21 protein-coding genes are annotated in these 24,072 nt (G+C 41.6%); 5 read left to right on the top strand and 16 right to left on the bottom strand.

Annotated features, from left to right (window positions below):
- Positions 1-2 precede the first annotated feature (2 nt).
- A complete protein-coding gene (locus tag GTQ38_RS16250; protein ID WP_161436604.1) occupies positions 3-725 on the top strand; it encodes a head GIN domain-containing protein in 723 nt (240 codons plus the stop codon).
- 9 nt (positions 726-734) lie between these two features.
- Here GTQ38_RS16250 and GTQ38_RS16255 read toward each other — a convergent pair whose 3' ends face one another.
- The 15 genes from GTQ38_RS16255 to GTQ38_RS16325 form a co-directional block, all read right to left on the bottom strand.
- The gene (locus tag GTQ38_RS16255; RefSeq protein ID WP_161436605.1) at positions 735-1,166 is read right to left on the bottom strand and encodes a DUF1801 domain-containing protein; all 432 of its coding nucleotides are present in this window, start codon (positions 1,164-1,166) and stop codon (positions 735-737) included.
- A 1,123-nt stretch (positions 1,167-2,289) separates the two neighbouring features.
- The gene (locus tag GTQ38_RS16260) at positions 2,290-4,449 is read right to left on the bottom strand and encodes a T9SS type A sorting domain-containing protein (protein ID WP_161436606.1); all 2,160 of its coding nucleotides are present in this window, start codon (positions 4,447-4,449) and stop codon (positions 2,290-2,292) included.
- 30 nt (positions 4,450-4,479) lie between these two features.
- Positions 4,480-5,067: a hypothetical protein gene (locus tag GTQ38_RS16265; RefSeq protein WP_161436607.1), complete on the bottom strand. Its 588-nt coding sequence runs from the start codon at positions 5,065-5,067 to the stop codon at positions 4,480-4,482.
- 314 nt (positions 5,068-5,381) lie between these two features.
- Positions 5,382-5,837, bottom strand: coding sequence for a YHS domain-containing (seleno)protein (locus tag GTQ38_RS16270; RefSeq protein WP_161436608.1), 456 nt, complete (start codon positions 5,835-5,837; stop codon positions 5,382-5,384).
- Between the two features lie 27 nt (positions 5,838-5,864).
- A complete protein-coding gene (locus GTQ38_RS16275) occupies positions 5,865-6,218 on the bottom strand; it encodes an SPW repeat domain-containing protein (RefSeq protein ID WP_161436609.1) in 354 nt (117 codons plus the stop codon).
- Positions 6,219-6,228: 10 nt separating this feature from the next.
- Positions 6,229-6,582, bottom strand: coding sequence for a SnoaL-like domain-containing protein (locus tag GTQ38_RS16280; protein WP_161436610.1), 354 nt, complete (start codon positions 6,580-6,582; stop codon positions 6,229-6,231).
- A 101-nt stretch (positions 6,583-6,683) separates the two neighbouring features.
- Positions 6,684-7,328 carry a Crp/Fnr family transcriptional regulator gene (locus GTQ38_RS16285; protein WP_238857984.1) on the bottom strand — a complete coding sequence of 215 codons (645 nt, stop codon included), beginning with the start codon at positions 7,326-7,328 and terminating at the stop codon, positions 6,684-6,686.
- 1,131 nt (positions 7,329-8,459) lie between these two features.
- Positions 8,460-8,783, bottom strand: coding sequence for a hypothetical protein (locus GTQ38_RS16290; protein WP_161436611.1), 324 nt, complete (start codon positions 8,781-8,783; stop codon positions 8,460-8,462).
- 2 nt (positions 8,784-8,785) lie between these two features.
- Positions 8,786-9,223 (bottom strand): SRPBCC family protein, encoded by a 438-nt coding sequence (locus tag GTQ38_RS16295; protein ID WP_161436612.1) that lies wholly within the window; start codon positions 9,221-9,223, stop codon positions 8,786-8,788.
- A gap of 95 nt (positions 9,224-9,318) precedes the next feature.
- Entirely contained in the window at positions 9,319-10,410 is a 1,092-nt protein-coding gene (locus tag GTQ38_RS16300; protein ID WP_161436613.1) for a helix-turn-helix domain-containing protein, read from the bottom strand.
- A gap of 276 nt (positions 10,411-10,686) precedes the next feature.
- Positions 10,687-12,048, bottom strand: a complete 1,362-nt coding sequence (locus tag GTQ38_RS16305) for a serine hydrolase domain-containing protein (RefSeq protein ID WP_161436614.1) — start codon at positions 12,046-12,048, stop codon at positions 10,687-10,689.
- A 245-nt stretch (positions 12,049-12,293) separates the two neighbouring features.
- Entirely contained in the window at positions 12,294-13,895 is a 1,602-nt protein-coding gene (locus tag GTQ38_RS16310) for a hypothetical protein (protein WP_161436615.1), read from the bottom strand.
- A 166-nt stretch (positions 13,896-14,061) separates the two neighbouring features.
- A complete protein-coding gene (locus tag GTQ38_RS16315) occupies positions 14,062-15,960 on the bottom strand; it encodes a helix-turn-helix domain-containing protein (RefSeq protein ID WP_161436616.1) in 1,899 nt (632 codons plus the stop codon).
- Positions 15,961-16,142: 182 nt separating this feature from the next.
- Entirely contained in the window at positions 16,143-16,544 is a 402-nt protein-coding gene (locus GTQ38_RS16320; RefSeq protein WP_161436617.1) for a hypothetical protein, read from the bottom strand.
- A 219-nt stretch (positions 16,545-16,763) separates the two neighbouring features.
- Entirely contained in the window at positions 16,764-17,477 is a 714-nt protein-coding gene (locus tag GTQ38_RS16325) for a DUF4386 domain-containing protein (RefSeq protein ID WP_161436618.1), read from the bottom strand.
- Positions 17,478-17,797: 320 nt separating this feature from the next.
- On the opposite strand from GTQ38_RS16325, the gene GTQ38_RS16330 reads away from it, so the two are divergent.
- The 4 genes from GTQ38_RS16330 to GTQ38_RS16345 all read left to right on the top strand — a co-directional run bounded on the left by GTQ38_RS16330 (position 17,798) and on the right by GTQ38_RS16345 (position 22,943).
- On the top strand, positions 17,798-19,060 hold the full coding sequence (locus tag GTQ38_RS16330) for an amidohydrolase family protein (protein WP_161436619.1): 1,263 nt from the start codon (positions 17,798-17,800) through the stop codon (positions 19,058-19,060).
- A 52-nt stretch (positions 19,061-19,112) separates the two neighbouring features.
- Positions 19,113-19,988, top strand: coding sequence for a LytTR family transcriptional regulator DNA-binding domain-containing protein (locus GTQ38_RS16335; RefSeq protein ID WP_161436620.1), 876 nt, complete (start codon positions 19,113-19,115; stop codon positions 19,986-19,988).
- Positions 19,989-20,183: 195 nt separating this feature from the next.
- Positions 20,184-21,350 carry a proline dehydrogenase family protein gene (locus tag GTQ38_RS16340; protein WP_161436621.1) on the top strand — a complete coding sequence of 389 codons (1,167 nt, stop codon included), beginning with the start codon at positions 20,184-20,186 and terminating at the stop codon, positions 21,348-21,350.
- A 516-nt stretch (positions 21,351-21,866) separates the two neighbouring features.
- Positions 21,867-22,943 (top strand): hypothetical protein, encoded by a 1,077-nt coding sequence (locus GTQ38_RS16345; RefSeq protein WP_238857985.1) that lies wholly within the window; start codon positions 21,867-21,869, stop codon positions 22,941-22,943.
- Between the two features lie 43 nt (positions 22,944-22,986).
- Here the strand turns inward: GTQ38_RS16345 and GTQ38_RS16350 are convergent, their stop codons facing one another.
- Positions 22,987-24,012 (bottom strand): Gfo/Idh/MocA family oxidoreductase, encoded by a 1,026-nt coding sequence (locus GTQ38_RS16350; RefSeq protein WP_161436622.1) that lies wholly within the window; start codon positions 24,010-24,012, stop codon positions 22,987-22,989.
- Positions 24,013-24,072: the final 60 nt, after the last annotated feature.

Raw genomic sequence — 24,072 nt, forward strand, 5'->3', positions numbered from 1 at the left:
CAATGAAAACGAAACTTATACCATTATATGCAATAATCTGCACACTCTTTTTGGCTTCCTGTGACCGGGAGACCGTAAGAGTCTCGGATGCGGTAAGTACCCGGGAAGTAAGGATATCCGGTTTTTCCGGCCTGGAAGTGGCACAGTCTTTCAGGGCCTTTGTAACCTTCTCGGACACCGAGGAGAAAATAGAGATAGAAGCCAATGACAATGTACACGACAAAATATTGGTATCCCTGGATGGGGACAATTTATATGTACGAATTAAACCGAATACGAACCTCAGGGGAGACGTTACCCTTAACCTTTATATAACTACCTCCAGCCTGGAGCGTTTCCGGGCTACAGGAGCTTCCAGAATTCAGTTGGAAAACGAACTGTCTGAAAGGGAAGTATTTATAAGGCTTTCCGGTTCTTCGGACTTTTTTGGGGAACTCAATGTAGACGTTACTAAAGTCTACGCCAGTGGTGCCTCTAAGACGGATATTTTCGGCTCAACATCCTTTTTGGAGGCTGAACTGGCAGGTAGCAGCACCCTGCAGGATCTGGATTTTCAGGTAGCGGATCTTGATATTGAACTTTCTGGGGCAAGTGATGCGTATTTGTCCGTTAGTGACCGCATAGATGTGGAAGCTTCCGGTTCCAGTACGCTGACTTATAGGGGAGATGCGGTTATTAGAAAGCAGGATCTTTCCGGCGCATCGGAGATCATTAAAAGGGATTAAGGATAGCTTTCAGATCCCCAGGGTAGGCAGTTGTTTCACCTTGTGATACCTAAGGGCGGCAATGATACAGTTTTTAAGTTCGGCCGGGTAGGGGGCGGTGTCGTCCATTTGGAATACAATAGCCCGGTTTCCTTCAAAACTAAAAGTCTGATTATATAACATTTTAAAAGTGGATACCAATCTGCTGGAGCAGCTAAAGTACATAGCGTATTGCTCCGGCTGTTTGGCTTTCCAGTCGATCCGCAAGGTGCTCCCAATTTTGGTGATATAACTGGGCTCATTCCACTTAAGGGTTTCCTTTAGCTGAGATACTTCTTCCATTTCTTCCGCAGTTTCTAGTATAAGAGCTCGCAGGGCGGACATTTTTTTCCTCGCGTCATCCGGGTAATTGTCGAACACTGTTTTTACTTCGGGGTCGCTGTTAAGTTGAAGGGTTGCCATGTGGAGTTTTAAGTGTTAGGTTCTCAGTGCTAAGTTAAAGGGTTTAAAATTTAATAGCAATGGGGGGCGGATTTGCAATCCGCGCTGGCCTTTCATTTTCTTTGCTTGTCCAAAGAAAACGAAACAAAAGAAAAGACACTTTTTGAGATAGGCATTTTTAAAGCCTTGCTTTAAAACCGTATCCAATCTTCTAAATCGCCTCCAAGGCTTCGGCGATTTTTAACGCAGATTGTCTCCTATGCTGCCCAAAAAGGTTGACCTTCTATTTAAGTTTTTGATTGAAAGCGAACCCAAGGTTTTTAAGAAATAGCGCTGCTGCAAGCGAAAGTGCGTTCCGCCGTTCAGTTTAAAGGTGAAGTTATAGTAGAAGCCCACCAGGCGGAAAAGAGCATGGAGCGTAAGCAGCATGCGCGGTATTGCCAAAGACAATAATTTCCTATAAAACCTTCTTGAACTTTTGATTCTTTTGTTTCAAGACAAAAGAATATCAAGAAATAGTTCTTGTAAGGATAAAATTAGTTCGGATAATACCTGTGCGCCTTCGGTAGAAATTCGCGTTATCAGTTTTACTAAAGTCAACCTTAGGCATAAATTTAGGGATTACTAATTGCTTTTTACTTGTCCAAAAAGCAATGGAAAAAGGACACCTTCTTTGTATGTATTTTTGCTGTCCACTGCCTTACGGACGGGCCAGCAAAACAGAGAGCGCGGATTTGTAATCCGTGCTATTATTTTGCACATATAAACTCTATTGCTGTCTTTTCATTTTCTTTGCTTGTCCAAAGAAAACGAAACAAAAGAAAAGACACTTTTTGGATAGGCATTTTTAAAGCGTCGCTTTAAAACCGAAGCCATTCTTCTAAATCGCCTCCAAGGCTTCGGCGATTCTTTACGAAGATTGTCTTCTATGCTGCCCAAAAAGGCTAGTCTTCGATTGAAGCTTTTGAATGAAAGTGAACCGTAGGTTTTTAAGAAATAGTGCGGGTGCTAGCAGATTAGATCCACTGCAATTCTTTACAACTTATAGGAATAACAAAGCGCATAGCGAACAGCGAAAGACCCACATAATTAAACTTAAACTTTCCAAAAACCTAAGCTGAACTCTCCAAGACTATGGTATAGCCTACTCGACGATCACCTGATGGGTCTCATCAATTCCCTTACCGGTAATCTTTAGGATATAGTTGCCTTTCTTTAAATCGGCCACGTTCATTGAGAAGGTTTCCCGACCACCATCCTTTCTGACGGATTTAAGCAGCTGCCCGGACATATTATATACACTAAGCGTTAATGCATTGCTCAAGGACAAGATTGGCGTACTTGAACTGTTTTTCTGTTGGTGTACCTGGGCGATGTTTATTTCGTCGTTTGATGGATTTGGGTATACCGAGAAATAAAAGCCTCCACCGCTACATCCGGAAGGAATACCTGTTCCACCACTACCCGGTCCACAGTTCCCCGCCGCTTGAACGGTTAGATAGCCTCCATAACAGCCTACATAACGGCTGGTAGTAGTTGATGTGGATGTCCATGTGGTGCTGCCGTTCAAAGTCCAGGTATGTGTTCCGGAACCTCCTGATGCCTGCGCAATGATCCATCCGTGATAATCAGGCCCTGATATGGATATGGTTATTGTAGTACCACCGGCTGCAGTTGTGTTGGAATTTATGACGTAACTGTTGCCACATCCGTTAGGTGGGGTAACCGTAGCACGTACCCATGCACTCCCGGTTCCGTTGGCCTTGAAACTTGCGGGATTTGAACCTTGTGAAGAGACCCTGGTTAAATTGCTGCTATTGCTCCAGCTAATTGTTGAACCCGCAGGTAGATTATATACCGTGTAACTCTTTGCCGTACATCCGATAGAACTATAGCTATTTAAATAAGGGGCCAAAATGGTGTTTGTGGTCTGTGCCCCGGTTCCACATGGATCTAACCAGTTGCTCAAACGGGTGTCGTTTGTGCCCCCTCCTGTCCACGACAGATTAAACCTTCCATATTCACCTCTAGGCTGATTACAGTAGGTATTAAAAGGATTATAATTTTGGTTGCCGTGTAGTTGGCCGACCACCCTTTGATTCTGATTGAATATCGGACTACCGGAAGAGCCGTGTTGTACCACCCCGTCATCGAAATTAACAAGCCAATGGTTATTGACCCCGCCCCAGTTTGAAGTTTGGAAAGCATTATTTTCGATTGAAATTTTTGTCATGTCCCCCGCAGGATGATGTATGGAAGCGCCACTGGTCGGGGTGTTTGCCCGCCTGTCCCAGCCGGCAAAGGTCACATTTCCACTGTAGCTAACTACACTGGTACTCTGAAGCTCCATAAGCAGGAAATCCGTGTTGCCCCAACCGGCCCTGAAGGTAGCTCCATTGGTAGTGGTCCAATTGTAGTGGAAATTGGTAGAAGTACAGCTTACCTGTCTAAAACCGAATTTATACATCCAATCCTCTGCATTATTCCTTTCCCCTGCACTCAAAACATCGTTTTGGTTTGAGTCTGCACAGTGAAAGGCCGTTAGGAAAAAAGGACGAAAAGCGTTGTCTGTAGTAGTCAATAAACAGCCACTACAATGTTCATTTCCGTTTGATAAAAGTATCAGGGCTTCCGAACGGCCTGGCTGCATCCATGCCGCAAAACAGGCGAGGTCATTGTTACACGCTTCCGAAGCTCCCGGGGTTCCGCCTGTCATTTCTCCTGCACTTAGTCCCCGATAAGCATGGACCACCCTTTTAATGGTAAATGAAGAACTTTCTTTCACATCCAGGGGTTCGGTAACATACATGGTTACCCGTTCCCCGAAGATAAGATCTGTGAGAAAGACGCCATCAATCTTGTTGTTCATACTGGTTAAAGGCCCATAGGTCATAGTTTCGCTTTCGTTGATCAGGTAAAGCTCGGCACCTTTGGCAAGGTTCAATCTTTCCAAAACAAAATTGATAGAAATGGCACCTCTCGAATAAAACTCCATGGACCAGCTGCGGCCTTCCTGCGTTTCTTCTCCATCCTTTGCAAGGCTTACGTTTATATTGGTGTCAAAGCCTTTTCCGAAGCGGTAGGGTCTTGGAGTTTCAGACTTTGCTCTTTGCTCATCCTCACGAAGCATCGCCTGTACGTCAAAGCTCGGCATGTCCCTTTTGTTCTGGGCTTTAAAATCTGCTGTCATGGAAGCAATGGTGGCCCTTGCGTTCCCCTCGGGATAAAAGTTGGACTCCACTTGTGAAGATAGTATTTGTGAAAAGAGAAGAGAAAACAGGCATAGTAAGGCTGAAGATTTCATAGCGATTGGATTTAGGTTAAAAAATGTTATTTACATAATGTTGAATTCTATACTTAATGCATTGCCTCCTTCCACATTAATGGATTCACCACCCATTTCCATGACGAAGTCGAGGGTTACCACGACCCTATAAGACCCGGTTGCCAGGTATTCATTGCTGTTGGACTTGCAAATGGGCCCAATTATACTCACACCCTCTTGTAGTACCCAGGGGCTGCTGACCACATAGGATTCGCCCGGAGGAATTTCCATATAAGGATTCCCATCAAACTGACAGGAGGCCGAGGTAAAAGGCTTTCCAAAACTTTCATCACTTTCGTTACTCATAACCGTCAACACACCTTCATTAGCCAAATATTCTTCCTTTATTTTTACCAGCTCTGCGGAATCATTTTGGAAGGTTAAGGAGATGATAAAGTTTTCGTTCTGATCAAATAAATCCTGGGGATTACCCGCTACATCCGTGATGCACAACGTTGCACTCAGGCCGGACATAGTTGCGACCGTGCAATCTCCCTGGGCGACGATATTGACATCTTGTAAGGTAGTTGTTGGGTCATCGTCACAGGCGGTCGCCAGAAAAAGAAGGTTCAATACTAAGAAAAGGACTTTATTCATTATAGTATCATTATTCTGATATATAAAGTAATTAAAATCCTACAATCTAGGAAATAACTTGTATTAAGTTTACATTAATAAATTCCTGGATAATCTCTCAAGCATTAGTAAGATTCAGAAAAGCAAAGGCCATAGTTTAAACCTGAACTTAAACTTCCCAGGACTTTAAGTAAACTTTTCAGGATTTGAATACCAGGTGTTGAATTCTAGGTGTTGAGTTTAGCTTTCTATGAATAATTTGTCTTAGCTATTTGAATACAAAAAACACCCAAGACATCAAGCCCCAGGCGTTTTTAACGATAATCCAAAAATTATTATTTGCTCATTTTCTTCCAATTCGCATCTGCCGTTTTTACCAGTTCTTTATGTTTGCCTGCTAACCAAAGTTGTTGGGCGTCTACTTCCAGATCGTAGAGGAATAAATAGTATTTCCCATCCTTAACCACAAATTTATTAGGGTCTACCCGGAATTTTGCACCAACAGACACCCCAAAGGCGCAATAAGCACCGTACTGAGGTAGATACTTGGTAGGATTTGCCTCAAAGGTCTTTTGCTGTTCCTTGCTGGTAAAATAATAAGCAAGACCCTGGTAGGTTGTTTTGTGTTCTTTGAGTCCTTTTTGCGCTATTCCTAAATCCAGATAGGATACAGGGCTGTACCCCTGAAGCGCTATTTTACTGTCGTCTACATTGTGATTGGATTTGTAATCCTGTGCAAGCCCTAAAGTTGATATAAATAGAGCTGCGATTAATAATGATAATGATTTCATGATATGTTGTTTTACTTTATTGTTATACTAAATTTCTTCTTCGGGTTTATGCAAGCTTACTACGGTTAATACTGCTGCACTGTTTATCCAATAGTACCAGGCATCCCAGCCTTGAAAGGAGAATACAAAGGGCGTGATTACAAACACGATTCCCACAAGGGCGTCAACCAACAAGTGTCCGGAATAAGGGATTATTCTATAAACACCCAGCTGGTGGTCTGTTAAAAGTGTAAGTACAAAGGCAGCAATACCCGTACCTACGGATAGGTACAATGCAAGTGGATTAGAGCTTCCCAATCCTAAAACAAATGGTAATACCATAAGCGATACGGCTACCGGATAATCCAGATAGGCATGTATCTTTTTAGTTACGAGTTTCATTTTTACTGTTTTAAGACTTAAAGTATTGTTCTTCTACGATCTGCCCGTTTTCCCATACGGTGCGAAGTATTTCGTGCCATAGGATCTTGCTGCCGTCTTTCATGTCAAAGTCAAAAGTGAATTCTGCAAAAGACACATCTCCGTTCAGGGAAGTATTGTGCAGGGTGATGCCGTTTACGTTGGCAATAGCTGCAGCGAATCCCTGCATCTTGTTTACCATTTCTGCTTTGCCATGTGTCACCGTACCATCAAAATCAATGGTTTTGACATTCGGAGCAAAAAACTTTTCTGTAGCGTCTACGATGAGACCTTTTTTAACCATCTCGTTTTTGGCCGAGAGGATTTCATTTAATGATTGTTCCATTTTTATGCTTATTAAGTTGTGTGTCAAAATCGACAAGACAAATGTCCGCCGATGCGGAAGCAATAAAAATGCGGTAGTTCAAGAAAAAAGGTTGATCTAGTTCAACTTTTCTTACGGATCCTTTTGTTTCTGATCCGCGAAAGGAATTCTGTAGACATGCCCAGGTAGGAAGCCAGGGCGTACTGAGGGACACGCTGTATGAAGTTTGCGTAGTTCAATAAGAAATTCTCATAGCGCGCCTCTGCATCATGGGTAAGGTCAAAAAGGATTCTTCTATGTTCAAAAGCAAGACCTTTTTCGGCCATGATCCTGAAGAAGGTTTCAAACTTATGGTTACTTTCTTTGAGTTCTTGCTCTTTTGAGTATTCAATTCGTAAAATGGTACTGTCTTCCAGCGCCACAATAAACAGGGTAGCAGGATGCTGATAGAGGTAGCTGTTAAAGTCGGACACCCACCAATTCTCTATGGCAAACTGAAGGGTGTGTTCTTGTCCATCATCTAGCACGGCATAAGTCCTGAAAGCTCCTTTTACCACAAAGGATCTGTGCTTGTTGGTAAAACCGGGCTGAACAATGAATTGTCGTTTTTTTACCTTAACCTCTTCAAAACAGGACACAAATTGCTCTGCTTCCTCTTCAGTTAAGGAAACGAAGTTTTGAATATAGTCTTGCAAGGGGTTTTTATTCATGTTCTGATCTTCACAACCTCTTAGTTTGTTAGCATTCCAGTGCACGGGAAAATACAAGTGTAATACTTTTTATGTCATGTAATTGGTTTAAAACTTACACTTTTTGGCATTGGCCTAGATATTTTCACCAGGGACATACAATTATAATTCTTGCTATTATTGGCTCCCTGGATAAATTTGTCTTTTTGTTCATTTTGTCTTGATACAAATGCGAAGCATTCACGAATACCTTATTATGAAATAGATAAGCCATAAGTAATACGAACCACTGCTTGTATCAATGAATGTTCTTTTTTGCATCGCCCAAAAAAGAACGAAAAAACGCTAGGCTGATTTTAGCTTTCTTGAAATGCTACCAAAAGTTTGCAGCCTCGCAATCCAGGCCGCTTTTGCTCTGCAAAATGCTCTATGGATTGCTTCATTCTCCTGCGGCAAACTTTTCTTGATTTACTACGAAACCTAAAATATGCCATGGCCTGCAACTAGCACAAGATAAATTAAAACCAAAGCCCTTGGGGCGAAAGCACTTCCGCTTGGAGCACCGCTATTTCTTAAAAACCTTCGGTTTAAATCCTACGAAATACTTCAAATCAGGGCTCTCTTTTTGGGCAGCATAAGAAACAGGCTTCGTTAAGAATCGGCGAAACCTTGGAGCCGATTTAGAAGAATGGTTTTGGTTTTAAAGCAAAGCTTTAAAAATGCCTCTCCAAAAAGTGTCTTTTCTTCCTGCCCGTACCAACGGTACGTTCGGGCGGGTTGTTTCGTTTTCTTTGGACAAGCAAAGAAAATGAAAGGCTAACTATAAGGTTTATGAATGGGATAAATGGGAGAACCGATAGCAAATCTCAGCCAATCGGACGAAACGCACTTCCGCTTGCAGCATCGCTATTTCTTAAAAACCTTCGGTTTAAATCCAGGGCCATTCTTTACAATTTATAGGAAGAACAAAGCGTATAGCGTACAGCGAACAGCGAGAGACCCACACAATTAAACTCAATCTTAAACTTTAACTTAATCTTACCTGGGCTTTAAGCTAAACTTATCATGAAACGAATTTGAAGGGTTAAATTCTAGGCTTTCAGCTATCATAAACAAATAAACACATAAACAAATAGCCCTTTAACTTAAAACCTAACACTTAAAACTTAACACTCTAAAAGGCTCAAGTGAGTACAAATACCCCCGATTTTACTTTGGCTCTAGCCCCATAACATAATCATAACCCTCATTCAGGAGATTGATGATTTTTTCCGGCTCATCAAACATACTTTCTGGAATCAGCACGTATCCGTGCATGATGGAGCCATAAGATTTGAAGAGGGTAGAATCCCAGGCTTCCATATACTTCTTCTGAACTTCCTTGGAAAAGCGTATTCCTAACTCCCCATTTTTATTGAGTAAGGAGAACATATAGCCATTGGCCGAGGTATAGGGCATGGATTTACCTTTTCGCTCAAATCTGGGGCATTGATCTACCAAGTCGTCGTAGCGCTTAAGATTTTCTTCCCACATAACTATAGCTTTTCAATTTGTTCTTTGAATTGTTTTATCCACTTTTCGCCTTGCTTTCGGTACATAGAAGGAAAAAGAATGCCCATGAGTTTTGGTACAAAGGACATACGGGTATATTCAACTTCATAAATGTAACGTGTTGCAAGTTCTCCAAGAGGCTTGAATTCAGATCTCATGGTATTGTCCATATGCTTGTGGTGGTAGCTGGCTTCAAAAGAGTGGGGTAGTAGGTTGGAGATGATGGTTTCGGTTAGTTCCATACCCCTTTTACCGTATTGGTAGTACATTTTAGAAACCGCGCCATTCTCCCATGCGTTTCCCTCTAACAGCTCCTTCTTTACAAAACCGTCCTGCCACTTTGCCAGGTTCTTTGAATCCGTGAAGAAATTTACAACCTCCTCTACCGGCTTGTTGATGTCTATATGCCCTGAAAATTTCATCTTTGAATATTAAATATTTTTGCAGCACATATTTATCAATTCTGTTTGACATTCAGGTTTCAGAACCCTTTTGTAACCTTAAAAACCATAACTTTTTATTTTCTAAGCTTTAGGAGGTATTCTGAGGGGCTTGTTTTTTCAAGCTCTTTAAAAGCGCGATAAAAAGAAACCTTGTTGCTAAAGCCGGATCGATAGGCAATGTCTATCAGCTTTAGCTTTTGCCCATCAGTGTTTTCCATGATCTTCTTGGCCTCAGTTAAGCGGTACTTTTTAATGAGTTTCTTAAAGGAGTAACCGGTTTTTTGATTGATCAATTCGGAAACATAGTCCTGCGGCAATTCAACTTCTTTGGCGAAGGCTTCCAGGGTCAGATCTTCGTTCAAATGAATTTTATCGGTTTCCAGTTTTTTGAGGATAGTTTCAAAATCGGCTTTCCGCCGTTCCGGATTGCCGGAGATAGGAGCCTTCATTTTGAATAAGGTCGACTGATCCATCACCCTGAATGCAATGGCCTGAATTATAAAGGTCATGGCCAGCATACTCAACTGATTCATATGGGCAAGACTCAGCTGACCTATGGGTTGGAGCAGGAAATACAGCAGGTGGAGGCTCAAAAAAGCGGTATAGGCCATCAGAATAATTCTGTACCAGTTTGCCAGGGTGTTATTGGTAACCTGTTGGCGATAGCGGTTGAGGTTACGGATCCCCAAATACACATAGATCCCGATATAGGCGAAAAAACTCAGGGTAAAGTAAAAACTGAAATTGCTGTAGGAGGGGACTTCCTCCATAAAACTTTTAACCATTGCCAGCTTTTCCGCCCCGCTTAAAAAGAAAAACGGCAGGTTCATCAACAAAATCAAAAAGAATGGAATGCTATGCCACCACATCTTTTTGGATATGCCAAAATCCCTTCGGGTAATGGAAAAGGCCATAAATAAGAGTAGGGGAGGTTTTAAGAAGCTGATGGGATAGGCGATGCCCAGCAGATGCGGTGCGGAATTGATGAGTTCTGTTTCAACCAGAAGCCTTTCAAAAAGAATAATACCTTCAACGATCAAGAGCGCCGCAAACAACTTCTTAAAAAGCGTTTTGTTTTTAGACCTAAGGACAATAATGGCAATAAAAAAGGCCTGGCAGATGCCGTAAACAATAAGCGCATTGATGATGGACGAAGTTATTTCCATTGGTTTATGCCATACTGAATTAAAGATGGACGAATTATTTGTAAGATAGGACTTCTTTTATTGATGATTCTCGGCCATTGTTGTGGCCAATTTAAATGATTTTGGTTTTAGGTAGCCGTTGTTTAAACGCCCATCAAAACAAGGAAATCGGTATGTCTCTTGTTATTCCTTCATGGATAATTTCATAAGAGGGATCGCTGCAACCCCATAGTGTTAAAAGGACGAGTAAAAACAAAATTCTGATACTCATTTGGCAAATTGTATATATGCCGTTCGTCATAGGTCCTCCATAGTGTTATTGATGTTGTTAGCTACTATTTTGAATCCTCTTATAAGTTCATAAATCGAAGAACAATGAATATTCAGCCTTGCGTTTTCATCCTTTGAGAACCAAATCCATTGATCAATTCCCGGGGCATAGTAGAAATTTGAGCTTAGTTTAAAAAGCCTTACAGATCTGTCGTTTATATCAATTTTCAGCCCATCATCCTCTATAATCCTGGCATTTTGGTTCCCCTTTAAAAGATAACTACCTACTATTTCTTCGTTAGAAAGCTTTGTGGGTTCTGGGGCTTCCCAATCAGAGATGCCAGTATCATCCAGGTAAAGATTTATATTCCTGACAATCGCTGGCCTGAGCCAATGTGGTGTGTTGGTATTCGTCAAATGGGTGATTGTTCTTTTTTTGTCTGCGTCAAAATACACCATGGTGTAAAATCCTTTCCAATCACCTGTGAAATGATACCTTTTTTGGCTATCAAGATTATACCAATGAAGCAGATTGAAATCACTTGCTGAACCTTTAGATTTCAAGGCCGTGGTTAGTTTATCTCCCGGATATAGGGAGTTTGATAAGAAAGACCTGCTCCATTTTGATAAGTCTTCCGTTGAGAAAAACAGATTGCAATCCCCGTAAAACCCCTCGAAATCATCGGAATCAAAGGGGTGGTACTCTCCTTCTTTGACAGTATAACCAATGGCTCGGTCTTTTGGAAGGCTGTCCAATCTGGCCGATCTGAGAAACCAATTTTCCAGGCCCAGCGGTTGGGCAATCTTTGCATTGATGAACGCTTCATAAGAAGCTTTACTGATTTCTTCGATGATCATAGCGAGCAGACGATGATTAGTGCCATTATACATAAATTGACTGCCTGGTTCGAATTCCAATTTTGGTTTTTCGTTTAGCAGAAAATCCAAAAAAGTTTCATTGGTTAGAGGAATTCCTTTTTCTGCTTGCTCAAAAACAACATCTTCCGAAGCAATTCCGGAAGTCTGTTCCAATAAATGTCGAATTGTAATTGATTCATAGGGAAAATCCCGAATAAATTCATTTACAGGGGTATTTAGATCAATTTGGGTTGAATCCGCTAACATCAACATAGCCAGCGCAGTAAAGGTTTTGGTGATGGAACCCGTGTCCATAGAAGTGTTGGTCTCGAAGGGAATTTTCGACTCAAAATTTGCAAAACCAAAGCCCTTTGACAGTATGATGCTGTCATTTTCGGTAACAATGATGGCCCCATTGAAAAAGCCTCTTTCATTGAGTTGTAGAAGTTGTTGTTCTAAGCTGGGTTCGCCCTCTTTTCTTTGGCAGGAGAATGTCAGTAGAATGACTAGGATGTAGATGCAGTTCTTCATTCAAAATAAAAATAAGACTATTCCCCGTAATTCGATGGATAGGCGATATGGAGTCCTTGACTATTGTACGAATATTTAAAGATATTGGGCCTGCAGTGTTGGGTTTTAAGTGTTAAGTGATCATTCACCTAAAACTTAACACTCAACATTCAAACCTCCAATAAAACATCTAGTTGCTCTCAGTAGAATAAATACCAATAAAAAAACCTCCATTTTAAGGAGGTTCTTTTGTCGAATATTTAGGTTTAATGGTTTGCCAGCCAATCCCTTAAGGGTCTCCATACCAATTCAGGAGCATCATTGGCCATAAACAGGTCGGCATGACCGTAATCCAGAATACGGGGCCCATTGGGAAATTTGGTAACGATCTCAGCACTTACATCAGAACTTGAAGTGAGTGTTGTGGAGAAAACTCCGTCCTGACCGTAACCTCCTGCGGCTCCCAGGTATAATATCGGAATTTTAACCTGGTTCAGATCCGCGATGATACCTTCCCTATTTTCGGGACAAAAAATGGAGAATCCTTCTGCGGTGATATAGGTCGGCATATAGGGCGCCAAAGCGATCAATAGGTTAAACCATCGCTCCTCGTCTGTATATGCTAACCCACTTGGAAGTTGTCCATCAAACTGCCCACCCAAAAAGTGCCAATCCGGACCATTGGTTTGTGGCCCCGCTGCCGCTGCCACTGCAAATTGATAATTCGTCAAACCCGGGGCAAAGGGCGAGTCGCTATCAGGATCGTCAAGAGCCGCTTGCCCTATGGCAGCAAATCCAGCTCCATTGGTGTTTGCGTATCCTCCGGTCGCATGTGCCATTTCCGAAGCTTCTGACAATGAGCAGGAACCTGCAGCAAATGGGTCATCATTTTGCTCATAAACCATTGTAAAGTCTGTTGGGATCATACCCTTTATATCCCTCAAGATCCTATGCTGCTTGGTTTCCCTTATGGCAGCATTGTACGTAACTGCCGCACCATAGCTGAAACCTAATAAATTCATTCGGCCAAAACCTTGTCGTGTCAATCCCCGGACCAATCGCGCAATGGCCATTGACTTTAAAACATGCCCGGTATCTTTGTTAGATCCCCAATTTTCGAAGAATGAAAAATCTGTGGTTTCCAAGGGAACCATTGTCCAGCCCAGGTCAATGCCCCAAACATCTATGTTGTTGGAAGCCAGGTAAAACGGAGAGGAATTTTGAGTATCTGGATTTTCTATTCCAGGACGAAGAAAAATATCATCAAAATCTTGTGACGATCCATGGATCATAAATACATTTCCTGCGGTCCTGATGGGTCTAAACCTTCGGGATTCTCTTACTACTCTATGGATACGTACTACATCAAAGGGTCCACTGCCCATTCTAACCATAATCTTATAATGCGCTATGTCTGAAGAAAGAGAGGATCTGGTAATTTCCAAAATGCGACAACTTCTGTTGTTTTTATCCGATTTTTCACCTTTTCCTGAGTCTGAAGTAAGGTTGGATGTTGTTCTATTGCTTATTGCGATTTCTTCACCATCAAACCCGGTCAAGGAAAAGAAGGCTCCTTTGGAATTTCTCAGATGCTGTGAACTTTGGAGATCGCTGTCTTCAAAAAATATCAAATCACCTTCAGCTGCCTGCTGCAAGGCATTTTTTAGATCATCTTGATTTTCCGTTAAGATGATGGATTCAAACGAAAGGTTTTCAATAAAGTTTACCCATTCGCCATCTTGTGCTTCAGAATCGATGGTAATATAATCCTGATCGTCGTCGTCATTACAACCAATTATTGTGATAATGGATATTCCTGCTAAAAATATGGACATAAATTTCCAGGAAAACAATGTTTTCGTTTTCATAATTATTTGATTTTAGGGTCTTTACAACCCGATTAAACATTTAAGAAATTATTGGCCAATCATTAAGCGAACGCTTGTTCCAAAGTTCTGGAAAAGCTTATCAAACCAATTTTGAATATGTAGTGATCCATTCAAATATCGGTTTCAATTATGTTGAAAGTTTAAATTATGTTTCAGTTTTGGGAATAGGGGGCAAACTCAGGTCCTTAAGAAATTGTTGAAATCTTGGGTCTTGCCTAAATGCCTCCGGACCAGGCCAAACCCTGAGCCAGGGGGCGAAAACGTCCATAGGTTTTCTAGATAGCCATTTGAATGCCTCGTCGAAATCCCCGAGATGAGCATAAATGACCGTCAGCCCAAAGGCCTCCCTGGTACTTATTTCACCTTGCTTTAATTCCACGGCAATTTCCAGGGCCTTTTCTTTTTCACCTACCTTGGCGTAGGCGACTCCCAGGTTATGCTTTCCGGCGGGGTTGATTTCTACAGACCTTTGAATAGCCTTTATGCCTTCTTCGTGCTTCCCTTGAGTGATGTAGATGTCACCTAGAGTTGACCACGCAGAGGCGAAATCCTTGTCGATTTCAAGAGCTTCCTTAGTTAGCTCTATTGCTTGTTCATGATTACCCATCCAATGATGCAATAAGCCCATATCCGAAATTATCAATGGAGCGAGGGGGTCGAGTTGTTTCGCCAATTGATGTTCGCGCAGGGCTTCCTCCCATTTTCCTAAAAGAATGAGATACCAGGAGTAGTGGTAGTGGTTGTAAGGAAGGTTTGGATTCAGTTCTTCTGCTAAGGTAAATGTACGTTCCGCCGCTCTCCAATCGCGTTCATAGTAGAGTTGGATCATCGCAAGCGCAGAATGAGCCTTAGCGGATTTCGGGTCCAATTCCAGTGCTTTGAGCGCCGCAGCTTTTCCGCGCCTCCAAGGAGCATTCATAGGATCCGGGCCATGACCCAAAAGCGCATATCCTTCTGCCAAACCAGCATAAGCAAGAGGGTCTGCAGGATCTATCTCTACTGCCTCATGTAAATAATTCAACCCTTTTTGAAAGTCCTCGGCATTGGATTTGGTGAGGTAATACATTCCCCTTAAATACGCCTTATAGGTTTCAGGATTTGTTTTGTGCTGCAGTTGAAAATCTTCTTTCTGTTTCGGGCCAATTGTCATCTCTATTGAGTTGGCAATATCCTGTATTGCTGCGTTTTGTATAGATAGAATTTCATTGACATTGTTATGGTAATCCTTGGCCCAAATGTGCTTTTCTTCTGGAAAGACATCAATTAACTGCAATTGCATTCTTACACTATCTCCTCTATATACAAGTGAGCCTTCAACCAGATGTTGAGCACCCAGTTGTTTGGCAATGTCACCAATGGGTAGCTCCTTATCTTTGAATTGAAGTGTAGATATTCTGGAGATTACTCTCAAGCCCTTAATGGTTCCAAGTTCACCAATCAAAGCATCGTGTATTCCTGCGGTTAAATATTCCTGACTGGCGTCTTCAGATAAATGGTCCAGCGGAAGAACGGCTATGGATACATCAGTTTTGTTTTCTCCTGCTGTGTATCCTTTGATTATCAAAAATCCTGCTAAAAGAAAGGTTATTAGTGCCACTGCGGTGATCCATGGGTTTTTGAGGACAAGCTTTCGTTTCTTAGCGTGAATTGATTTTTCAGTTAGGTTAGTGAAAGAAGGATTCTCTACATCTTCAAATGTTGTCTGATATTTTACTTTTCCGGGGGGATAGCCATAGCGTTCATGAAAACAGGTGTTGAAATAAGAAGTACTGCTAAAACCAACGCTATAGGCAATTTCGGAAACCGTAGCAACATCCTTCTGTAGCATTTTCATGGCTTCCCTAAGCCGTATCTCTCTGATAAATTGACTTACGGATTGTCCTTTAATACGCTTTAGTTTTCTGTGGAGTAGTGAACGGCTGGCACCAAAGGTCTGGGCAAGTTCTTCAACATTGAAATCTTCATTCCCCAAATTGGTAAGCACAATTTGCTCGAGCTTTTCGACAAAAACCTCATCTTGACCTTTGTAATCTGAAGAAGTCATTCTGAATAATCTTGATGAATAGGGGGGAATACTTAAAGATAGTGAATTTCAATACTAAAAGACGGATAGTAGCGTAGGGAATTAATTCTTAAACTATCTAAAAGTAAAACTTTCCGGCGGTCATTATAAAATGGGCTGAGTCCTTTGAATGGCTCGTTTCCTTAAATGTAAATCACTTTTAACTATTCAGGTAGTTGCCAAATCATCTCATGGTTTGTGATCTCCTTAAATTCTACACCGATTTCCCTAAAATCTTTTGCCATTTCGGCCATCTCCTTCATACTTTTCATCTGCAGCGCGTCTTCCCTGTTTTCCCAGATGCTCACATTGGTAATCGATTTTGTTTGCTTGTCCATGCCTACATAGTAGCTGATATTACCGTTCAAGCGCTTAACAGCAGGCATTATTTTGTCTTTGAAAACAGTCTGCAGTTTTTCTTCAACCAAACCCTCTTTTTCGGAGGGGTAGTATCCCAGGGATATTCTTACTACAGCATCTTTAGGCAGTGGTTTCATTCCATCGGTCTTTGGACCACAGTTAAGTGTGAGCATAAAGATAGCAAAGAGTACTATTGATTTTTTCATGACTTTATTTTTTTGGATTGAATAAATTGTTTGGTACAAAGGTGTATTACAAAGAAGGGCATTGGTTAACCAGATTATGGGATAAAATAACCAAAATCAATGATTTTATGGGAGGTTTCTGTCAGAATTATAGCCAGAAGGTACTACAATTGGGGCGTGCTTGAAATGTAAGGACAAGCATAATGCCTTGCTAAATTATCCTATCTACTATTTTTTAAACTAACTGACAGTCAGGAATCTTTTTGCCTTGATCAACAACCAGAGACCTAATACTACTTCGGACAGCATGGGCAGGATAAAGATCCATTGTAAGATCTGAATAAGCTCTTGATTTTCCGGAATAATTAAGGTGAACAGGTTGATCAGCAGATATCCTACGGAACCTATGATCAGGAATACGGAAAGCAACTTGGGTATGAGATCTGATTTCAATCCGAGATAACCAAGCAGGAATATATGCATCCCGAATATGACCAGGCCAAATGACCAGGAAGTGTCAAAATTATTTACCAAAAACCATATCTGCCCCTTTACATATTCCTGCCCAAAGGTCGCGCTGTAAAATTCTGAATCCAGTAGTGTGAGTACAGAAGTATAGTTCAGTATGGATGTGCCTAAAATCGCCGCATAGATCAGTCTCAGCCACGCGGATACCAGGGAAATATACTTATTAACCGGCCTTAGGAATATATAGAGGCCCCATGCGATAACCAGGTCACAAATCAATACCACCAACCAGCTAAAGATACCGATGCGAAAAAGTATTTGGTCTGTATTGATATTATCAACAGTAACAGATGGATTATCCGGTATAACAAGGGGTCCGATGGTCAGGTCGGTAGCGACCACTGCTGCCAAAGTCATGATCAATATGGCGATACCTGAAACTATGGCGGCTCGGCGTATGGATATTTTCGGAAGACCGTTGTTCATTGAATTTTGAGACTTTTTGTTGTTTCGACTTATGGTGGGGGAGTGTGGGGTTTAGCCCTTTTGGTTTATGTTGCCGAAATTATTCAGATTAAGGCCTAAATACAATGATTTGAATCAGTATCGTAAAGCAGTCCATTGCGCATTTATCACTAAGGACTTCTTTTTCCGCAATATTCAAATTTGGGTATATCTATTTCTGCTTTCAATTACCGTTTGTCTAGTATGAACCGCTTTTCGTATACTATGACCTTCAACCCGGCTATTAATTTTTAACCTTTTGTGCACATTCCCTTATTTTACTTTGAATCAATCAGCAGTAAATGAGGAAATTTTCATGGTGTATATTCTTGCTATTTGGTTGTTCTTCAACTCTACCCTTAGTAAAGAATGCCAAATACGCAAAGGAAAATGGCAACAGTTTGACCATCGAGCTCGTAAACGGGAACTGGTATAACGGCAAAACATTTGAAAAGAAAACCGTATGGATAAAAAATGGGTTAATAAATCTTACCGAGGTAAGCGAGGTTGATACCCTTGTAGATTTATCCACCAAATACGTAATTCCCCCATTTGCTGAAGCTCATAATCACAATCTTGAAAGTGAATACAAGCTGGAGGAGCGAATCGATTCTTATTTAGACAATGGAGTTTATTATGTTAAGCTTCTTTCATCCATAAAGAAAAGAATTGCCCCTTTGATGCATAACTACAACAAGCCAGATGGTATTGATGTTAAGATGGCCCATGCTCCGCTTACCGGAAGCGGGGGGCACCCCATAGCACTTAGAAAGCGGTATTTTCAATACGGATATTTTAATGGTCTTTTCAATTCACTGGAGGAAATTGAGTCCCATGGTTATTTTATTATTGATAACCGCAATGATTTGGAAAACAACTGGGCGCAAATCGTATCGTTTGAACCGGATTTTATAAAAATCATGCTGCTCTATTCAGAGGAATACGAAGAACGTAAGAACGACACTACCTATTTTGGAAAGAAGGGACTAAAACCGGAAATGGTTCCCGCCATTGTAAAAAAAGCGCACAAATCCGGACTTAGGGTCAGTGCGCATGTGGCTACCGCTTATGATTTTAGAGTTGCTGTTAGGGCGGGAGTGGATGAAATAGCGCACCTGCCCGAAATACATAACGGCAAGCCCATTTCCATGGAGGATATCCAAATAGCGAAAAAAAAGAATATTACCTTGGTTACAACCGCTTCTCTTGTAAAAAAGAACGATGAGAAGAAGAATTACCCCGAATTGCTTGAAAATGTACGTTACAACCTGGAATTACTAAAAAAAGCGGACTTAAAGTTGGCAATAGGTTCTGATATGTATAATGATAATTCCGTTCAGGAGTTTAATTTCTTAAATGAAATGAATATCTTTTCCAATCAGGAACTACTGAGAATGTGGACAGAGAATGCCACCGCAACCATATTCCCGAATCGAAAGGTTGGCAAATTGTACGAAGGGTATGAAGCGAGCTTTTTGGTTCTCAATAAAAATCCTATTCGTGATATCTCAAATATCAATCAAAGCATCGTTTTAAAGGTGAAACAGGGCGTAATTTTGAAGTAGGTTGATTACTTTGTTCCTGGGTTTTTTGAAAAGACAGCAAATTACTTTTAAAATGGGCCAGGCCTTTAAACATATTTTGTTTTGGTTGCTTTTCCTCCTTTTGTGGAACGTCCATGACCTGAATTACAACCTAAGCTTCCTTGAGAACCTGAGGACAAATGCCATTCCTTTTCTGCTTTATGCCATTCTTGTCTACGCTAATTTATATTTTTTGATTCCCAGGTTTCTTCTGAAAAGAAGGCTTGCGGCTTATATGCTTTTTCTAGGCTGCAGTATTATTTTGGTAACCCTTGCGTCCTCGCAATATCTTTCTTTCCATTTTAGAGACATACACCTGTCAACATCTGAATTTTTCCTATCCCTTAAAGGAAGAATCGCCGTGATCACAGAAGTCATTATTACCTTATGCTTATCCATGACCTTGTTTTTAGTAGACGAATGGTTCAAAAAAGAGCGACTGATAGCAGAAATAAGGCAGGAGCACTCGGACTTAGCTTTGGGATTATTAGGAAATAACCAAATCAACCCACACCTTCTTTTCAATTCTTTAAACAGTATTTACACCGTAATGGATAAGAAGATCACGACGGAAGAGAACAGTGATCATATTTTTATCAAATCCGATGGAATGGTCATTAAGGTCTTCGTGGATGACATCACGCATATAGAAACGGCAAACGACTATGTTTATATCAATACCACTTCCAGGGATAGGTACCTTACGCTCGTTTCTTTGAGCAATATGGAGGCAAAGTTACCAGAGGATAAGTTCATACGGGTACATAGGTTTTATTTGGTTGGTGTAAGACACGTAAAAAAAATCGAAGGAAACCTAATACATATTGGAAAAACAAAAATTAGAATAAGTAGGGCCCTTCGTAAACATGTCTATGAATCAATTATTGGGGATAAATTAATTGAGCGCTAGTCTGGCATTGTTCTATGTGGGATGTGATTTGAGCCCTAAGGAAAAGGTGGTCGGTGTTAAATTTAGGGTTATCATCTTCTCCCATACTTAGCACTTACAACCTAACACCCAAAACTTAACTCCTACAACCTAAGATTTACAACCTAAAACTTCATCCGTAGTACTTATATTTGAACTGCTAATTCTTTTACGTCTATGAATCGTATTTTTGAAGATACGGAGACCGCTTTTAAACTCAAATCAGATTCAGAATTAGAGCGGGCTTACTTCCTTTTTAAACTCATTGCCAATGAACCCCTGGTGCGCATTGGTACAGCAGTAACGAATTTTGCGATCAAGGCGCATCTGCCTGTCGACGGGCTGATAAGGGCCACGGTCTTTGATCATTTTTGCGCCGGTGTAAGCGAGCATGATTGTATGCCAGTGGTAGACCGGCTGTGGGAAAGCGGGGTATATTCGGTTTTGGATTATTCCGTGGAAGGTAAAGAGACCGAGGATCCTCTGGACCATGCCCTGGAAAAAACACTTTACCTCTTAGACTTTGTAAAAGAAAAAAAGGCCATGCCCTTTGCCGTCTTCAAACCAACTGGCTACGGACGCTTCGCCCTTTTTCAAAAGATCAGCGAGGGCAAAAAGCTCACTACTTCGGAAGAAGCCGAGTGGGGTAGAGTAGTAAACCGTTTTGACACCACCTGTAAAAAGGCGCACGACCTTGATGTCTCCCTGCTCATAGATGCTGAAGAAAGCTGGATGCAGGATGCTGCAGACCGACTGGTTGAAGATATGATGCGAAAATACAATTCCAAAAAGGCCATTGTTTTCAACACCCTGCAAATGTACCGTTGGGACCGGATGGACTACCTAAAGAAACTGCATGTGAAAGCAGTTAAGGAAAACTTTAAGATAGGCATGAAAGTGGTACGCGGAGCCTATATGGAAAAGGAAAGGGAGCGGGCAGAGCTCAAAGGTTATCCCTCCCCGATTTGCGCTTCTAAAAAAGCTTCGGACGATAATTTTGATGCGGCTATCTCCTATATTCTGGACCATCTGGATGTTATTTCGCTCTTCGCAGGTACCCATAATGAATCCAGCTGTTATAAGCTTATGGCACATATGGAGGGAAAAGGGATACCCCATGACGATGAACGTATCGGTTTTGGGCAGTTGTATGGAATGAGCGATCATATTTCCTTCAATCTGGCCGCAAAAGGCTATAATGTGGCCAAGTATATGCCCTTTGGCCCTGTAAAGGATGTAATGCCCTACCTGATCCGCCGTGCTGAGGAAAACACTTCTGTGGCCGGGCAAACCAATAGGGAACTGGAATTGATCAAAAAGGAGCGGAAGAGAAGGAGGATTTAGTGGGCAGTTGGCAGTCCTCCTTCGCTAAAGCTACGGAGGATAAATCCAGTAAACATTGAACATTTCTCCGTCTAACAATCTAACCATCCAATCGTCTACCAATCTAACCATCCAACCGTCCAACAATCCAACCGTCCAACAATCCAACCAGTCTATCCATCTAACAATCTAACCATCCAACCGTCTAACCATCTAACTGTCCAACCGTCTAACCATCTAACCATCCAACCGTCTAACCAGTCTACCCGTCTAATTATCGAATCCTCAATTCCCCAATTTTACAAATTACTCAATTACTCCATTATCCCTTCCTGAACCGATTTGCACCTTATTGAACAGCTTTGAAACCAGGAGTTTTAGCCATGTGAGCTAATTTGACCCTAAAAAACAAATCCCGAAAAAAATTTATTGATGACTACACAAAAATTAATTTGCATTATTAGCGCATTCCTATTACTTACCCCTGGAATTAACGCGCAATCCAAAAGGAAAAAAACTAAGGAAATCAGTTTCCCAATGAACGACAAACACTGGGAATACGAACCCGGAACTGTTGAGTTTTTTGAAAATAGAGGAATACAAGCCGTTAGAGGAAAGGATGGTGGTTACTTCGTTCTAAAACTCAAGGATTTTATCTTTGAGAATGGTACCATTGAATTTGATGTTGAACTGGCCGGCACCGGTTTTCCCGGAATAAACTTTAGAATGACAGAAGACCTACTGGAAGGTGAAAATTTCTATATCCGTTCCTTCGGACCGGTGAGTCCCCTTTCCAGAACCACCCTGCAATACGCCAGCATTATAGATAGTACTACTACCTGGGATCTTACTGATGAATACCAGGCCGGCGCGAAGATCACACAGGAGGGCTGGAACCACGTAAAACTGGTAGTTCATGGAAAACAGATGAAAGTCTACGTCAATGATATGGATAAGCCTGCCTTACATGTCCCCGTTTTAGAGAGTAAATCGGATAAGGGGCTGGTACTACTTACCGGGAATGTCATCTATGCTAACTTCAGGATAAGACCTGGTGCTATGGAAGATCTTCCGGCTGAACCCGGGTACGACCCAACTACCACGGACACCCGTTATATCCGGAATTGGATGTTTAGTGAACCCATTGATTTTGAATACGGACGCGATCTGGTGCTCCAGGTACCCACTATGTATGACGAAATTAAAAAGTCTGATCTGCCGGACGACAAAACAAGCTGGAAACCTATTAAAGTGGAACACAGGGGACTTGTTAACTTAAGTAGGGAATACGGCTTAAAAAGAGAAGGAGGGAGGAGATTGGTTTGGTTAAAGACCAACATTTCATCGGACAAACAGCAGATAAGGAACCTTAAACTAGGCTTTAATGACGAAGTATGGGTGTTCCTTAACGGGAAACTGCTATATATGGACAAAAACTATTTTGGCACTCCTGGACAGAAGTATCCAAAAGGCAGATGTAGCCTGGAAAACACTTCTTTTGACTTGCCTTTAGCGGAGGGAGACAATGAACTTTTAATCGGGGTAGGCCACTTTTTCTATGGATGGGGCATCATGGCCAGATTGGATGAAACCAATGGTTTGACACTGGATTAACGAAAGATAGCAACAGGAACGGGTTTCCTTGGGCACTTGTGATTTATTCGGCACTCAATACGGAAGCATATTTTTCTTGAAAATCAATCAAAGTGTTGCCAACACAGGAATCATAGGCGGCGTCAGCGATCAGGTGAGCTAGCAAGCACTGATCTTTAGGGATGTTGAATAATTCATTGTTCCTGATGCCGTCTATAAATTCGGCAATCTCTTTGCGATAGGCCTCCTGGTATCTTAGGTTAAAAGAATAATTGATCGGGTTGCGGAATGTACCCTCTTTCTTGTGGACCTCTACCGTATTATTCCTTTCATTCTCCGCAATGGCCATACCGTTTTCGGCAAAGAGCTCTATCCGTTGATCATAACCGTATACTGCAGTTCTACTGGTATCTATGGAGCATAACAGGCCGTCCGGGTATTTGAGGGTTACCAGTACGGAATCAAAATCGTTAAGCTTTTCGATCTCCGGATCGTAAGCGTGGCCGAATGCAAATACTGATTCCGGAACTTTATAACCGAATAAGAATTGTAACATGTCAAAATCATGAATTAGCATGTCGTGAAAAATATTTCCCGAGATCTTTAAGTACTCTAACGAGGGTTTTGGATTGTCCCTGGAACTTATTTTTACAGTTCTTACCTGGCCAATACCACCTATACTGTCTTTGAGTTCTATAAAATTTTTATCGTACCGCCTTTGAAAGCCCAAATGCAAAGCCAACTGTCGCTTTCTTGCCAGTTCATAACAAATGGTAATGTCCTTGACGGACTTGCCGAGAGGTTTTTCCGTAAAGACATGCTTTCCCGCTTTTAAGGCCTTGCAGATATGATCAAAATGAAAATGCGTTGGTGTGGAAATGATCACAGCGTCCAATTCGGGATCTTCGAGCACCGCATCGATATTTGGAAGAAGGGTGTATTCATGCCTGGAAACGATCTGATCAGCGTGGTCAATGTTGGGGTCTACGATATATTTCAATCGACATGTATTCAACTGTTCCAGGGAGGCCAGATGAAATCGACCGGCTCTTCCAAGCCCGATAATGGCAAAGTTTAGATGGTTTAGCATGCTTATTTACAATAGAAATTCAGACCCAAGCACCTTATATCCCCAAGGCCAGGACACTGT

Origin of the sequence: Poritiphilus flavus, from assembly GCF_009901585.1 — a bacterium.
GTDB classification, from domain to species: Bacteria; Bacteroidota; Bacteroidia; order Flavobacteriales; family Flavobacteriaceae; genus Poritiphilus; species Poritiphilus flavus.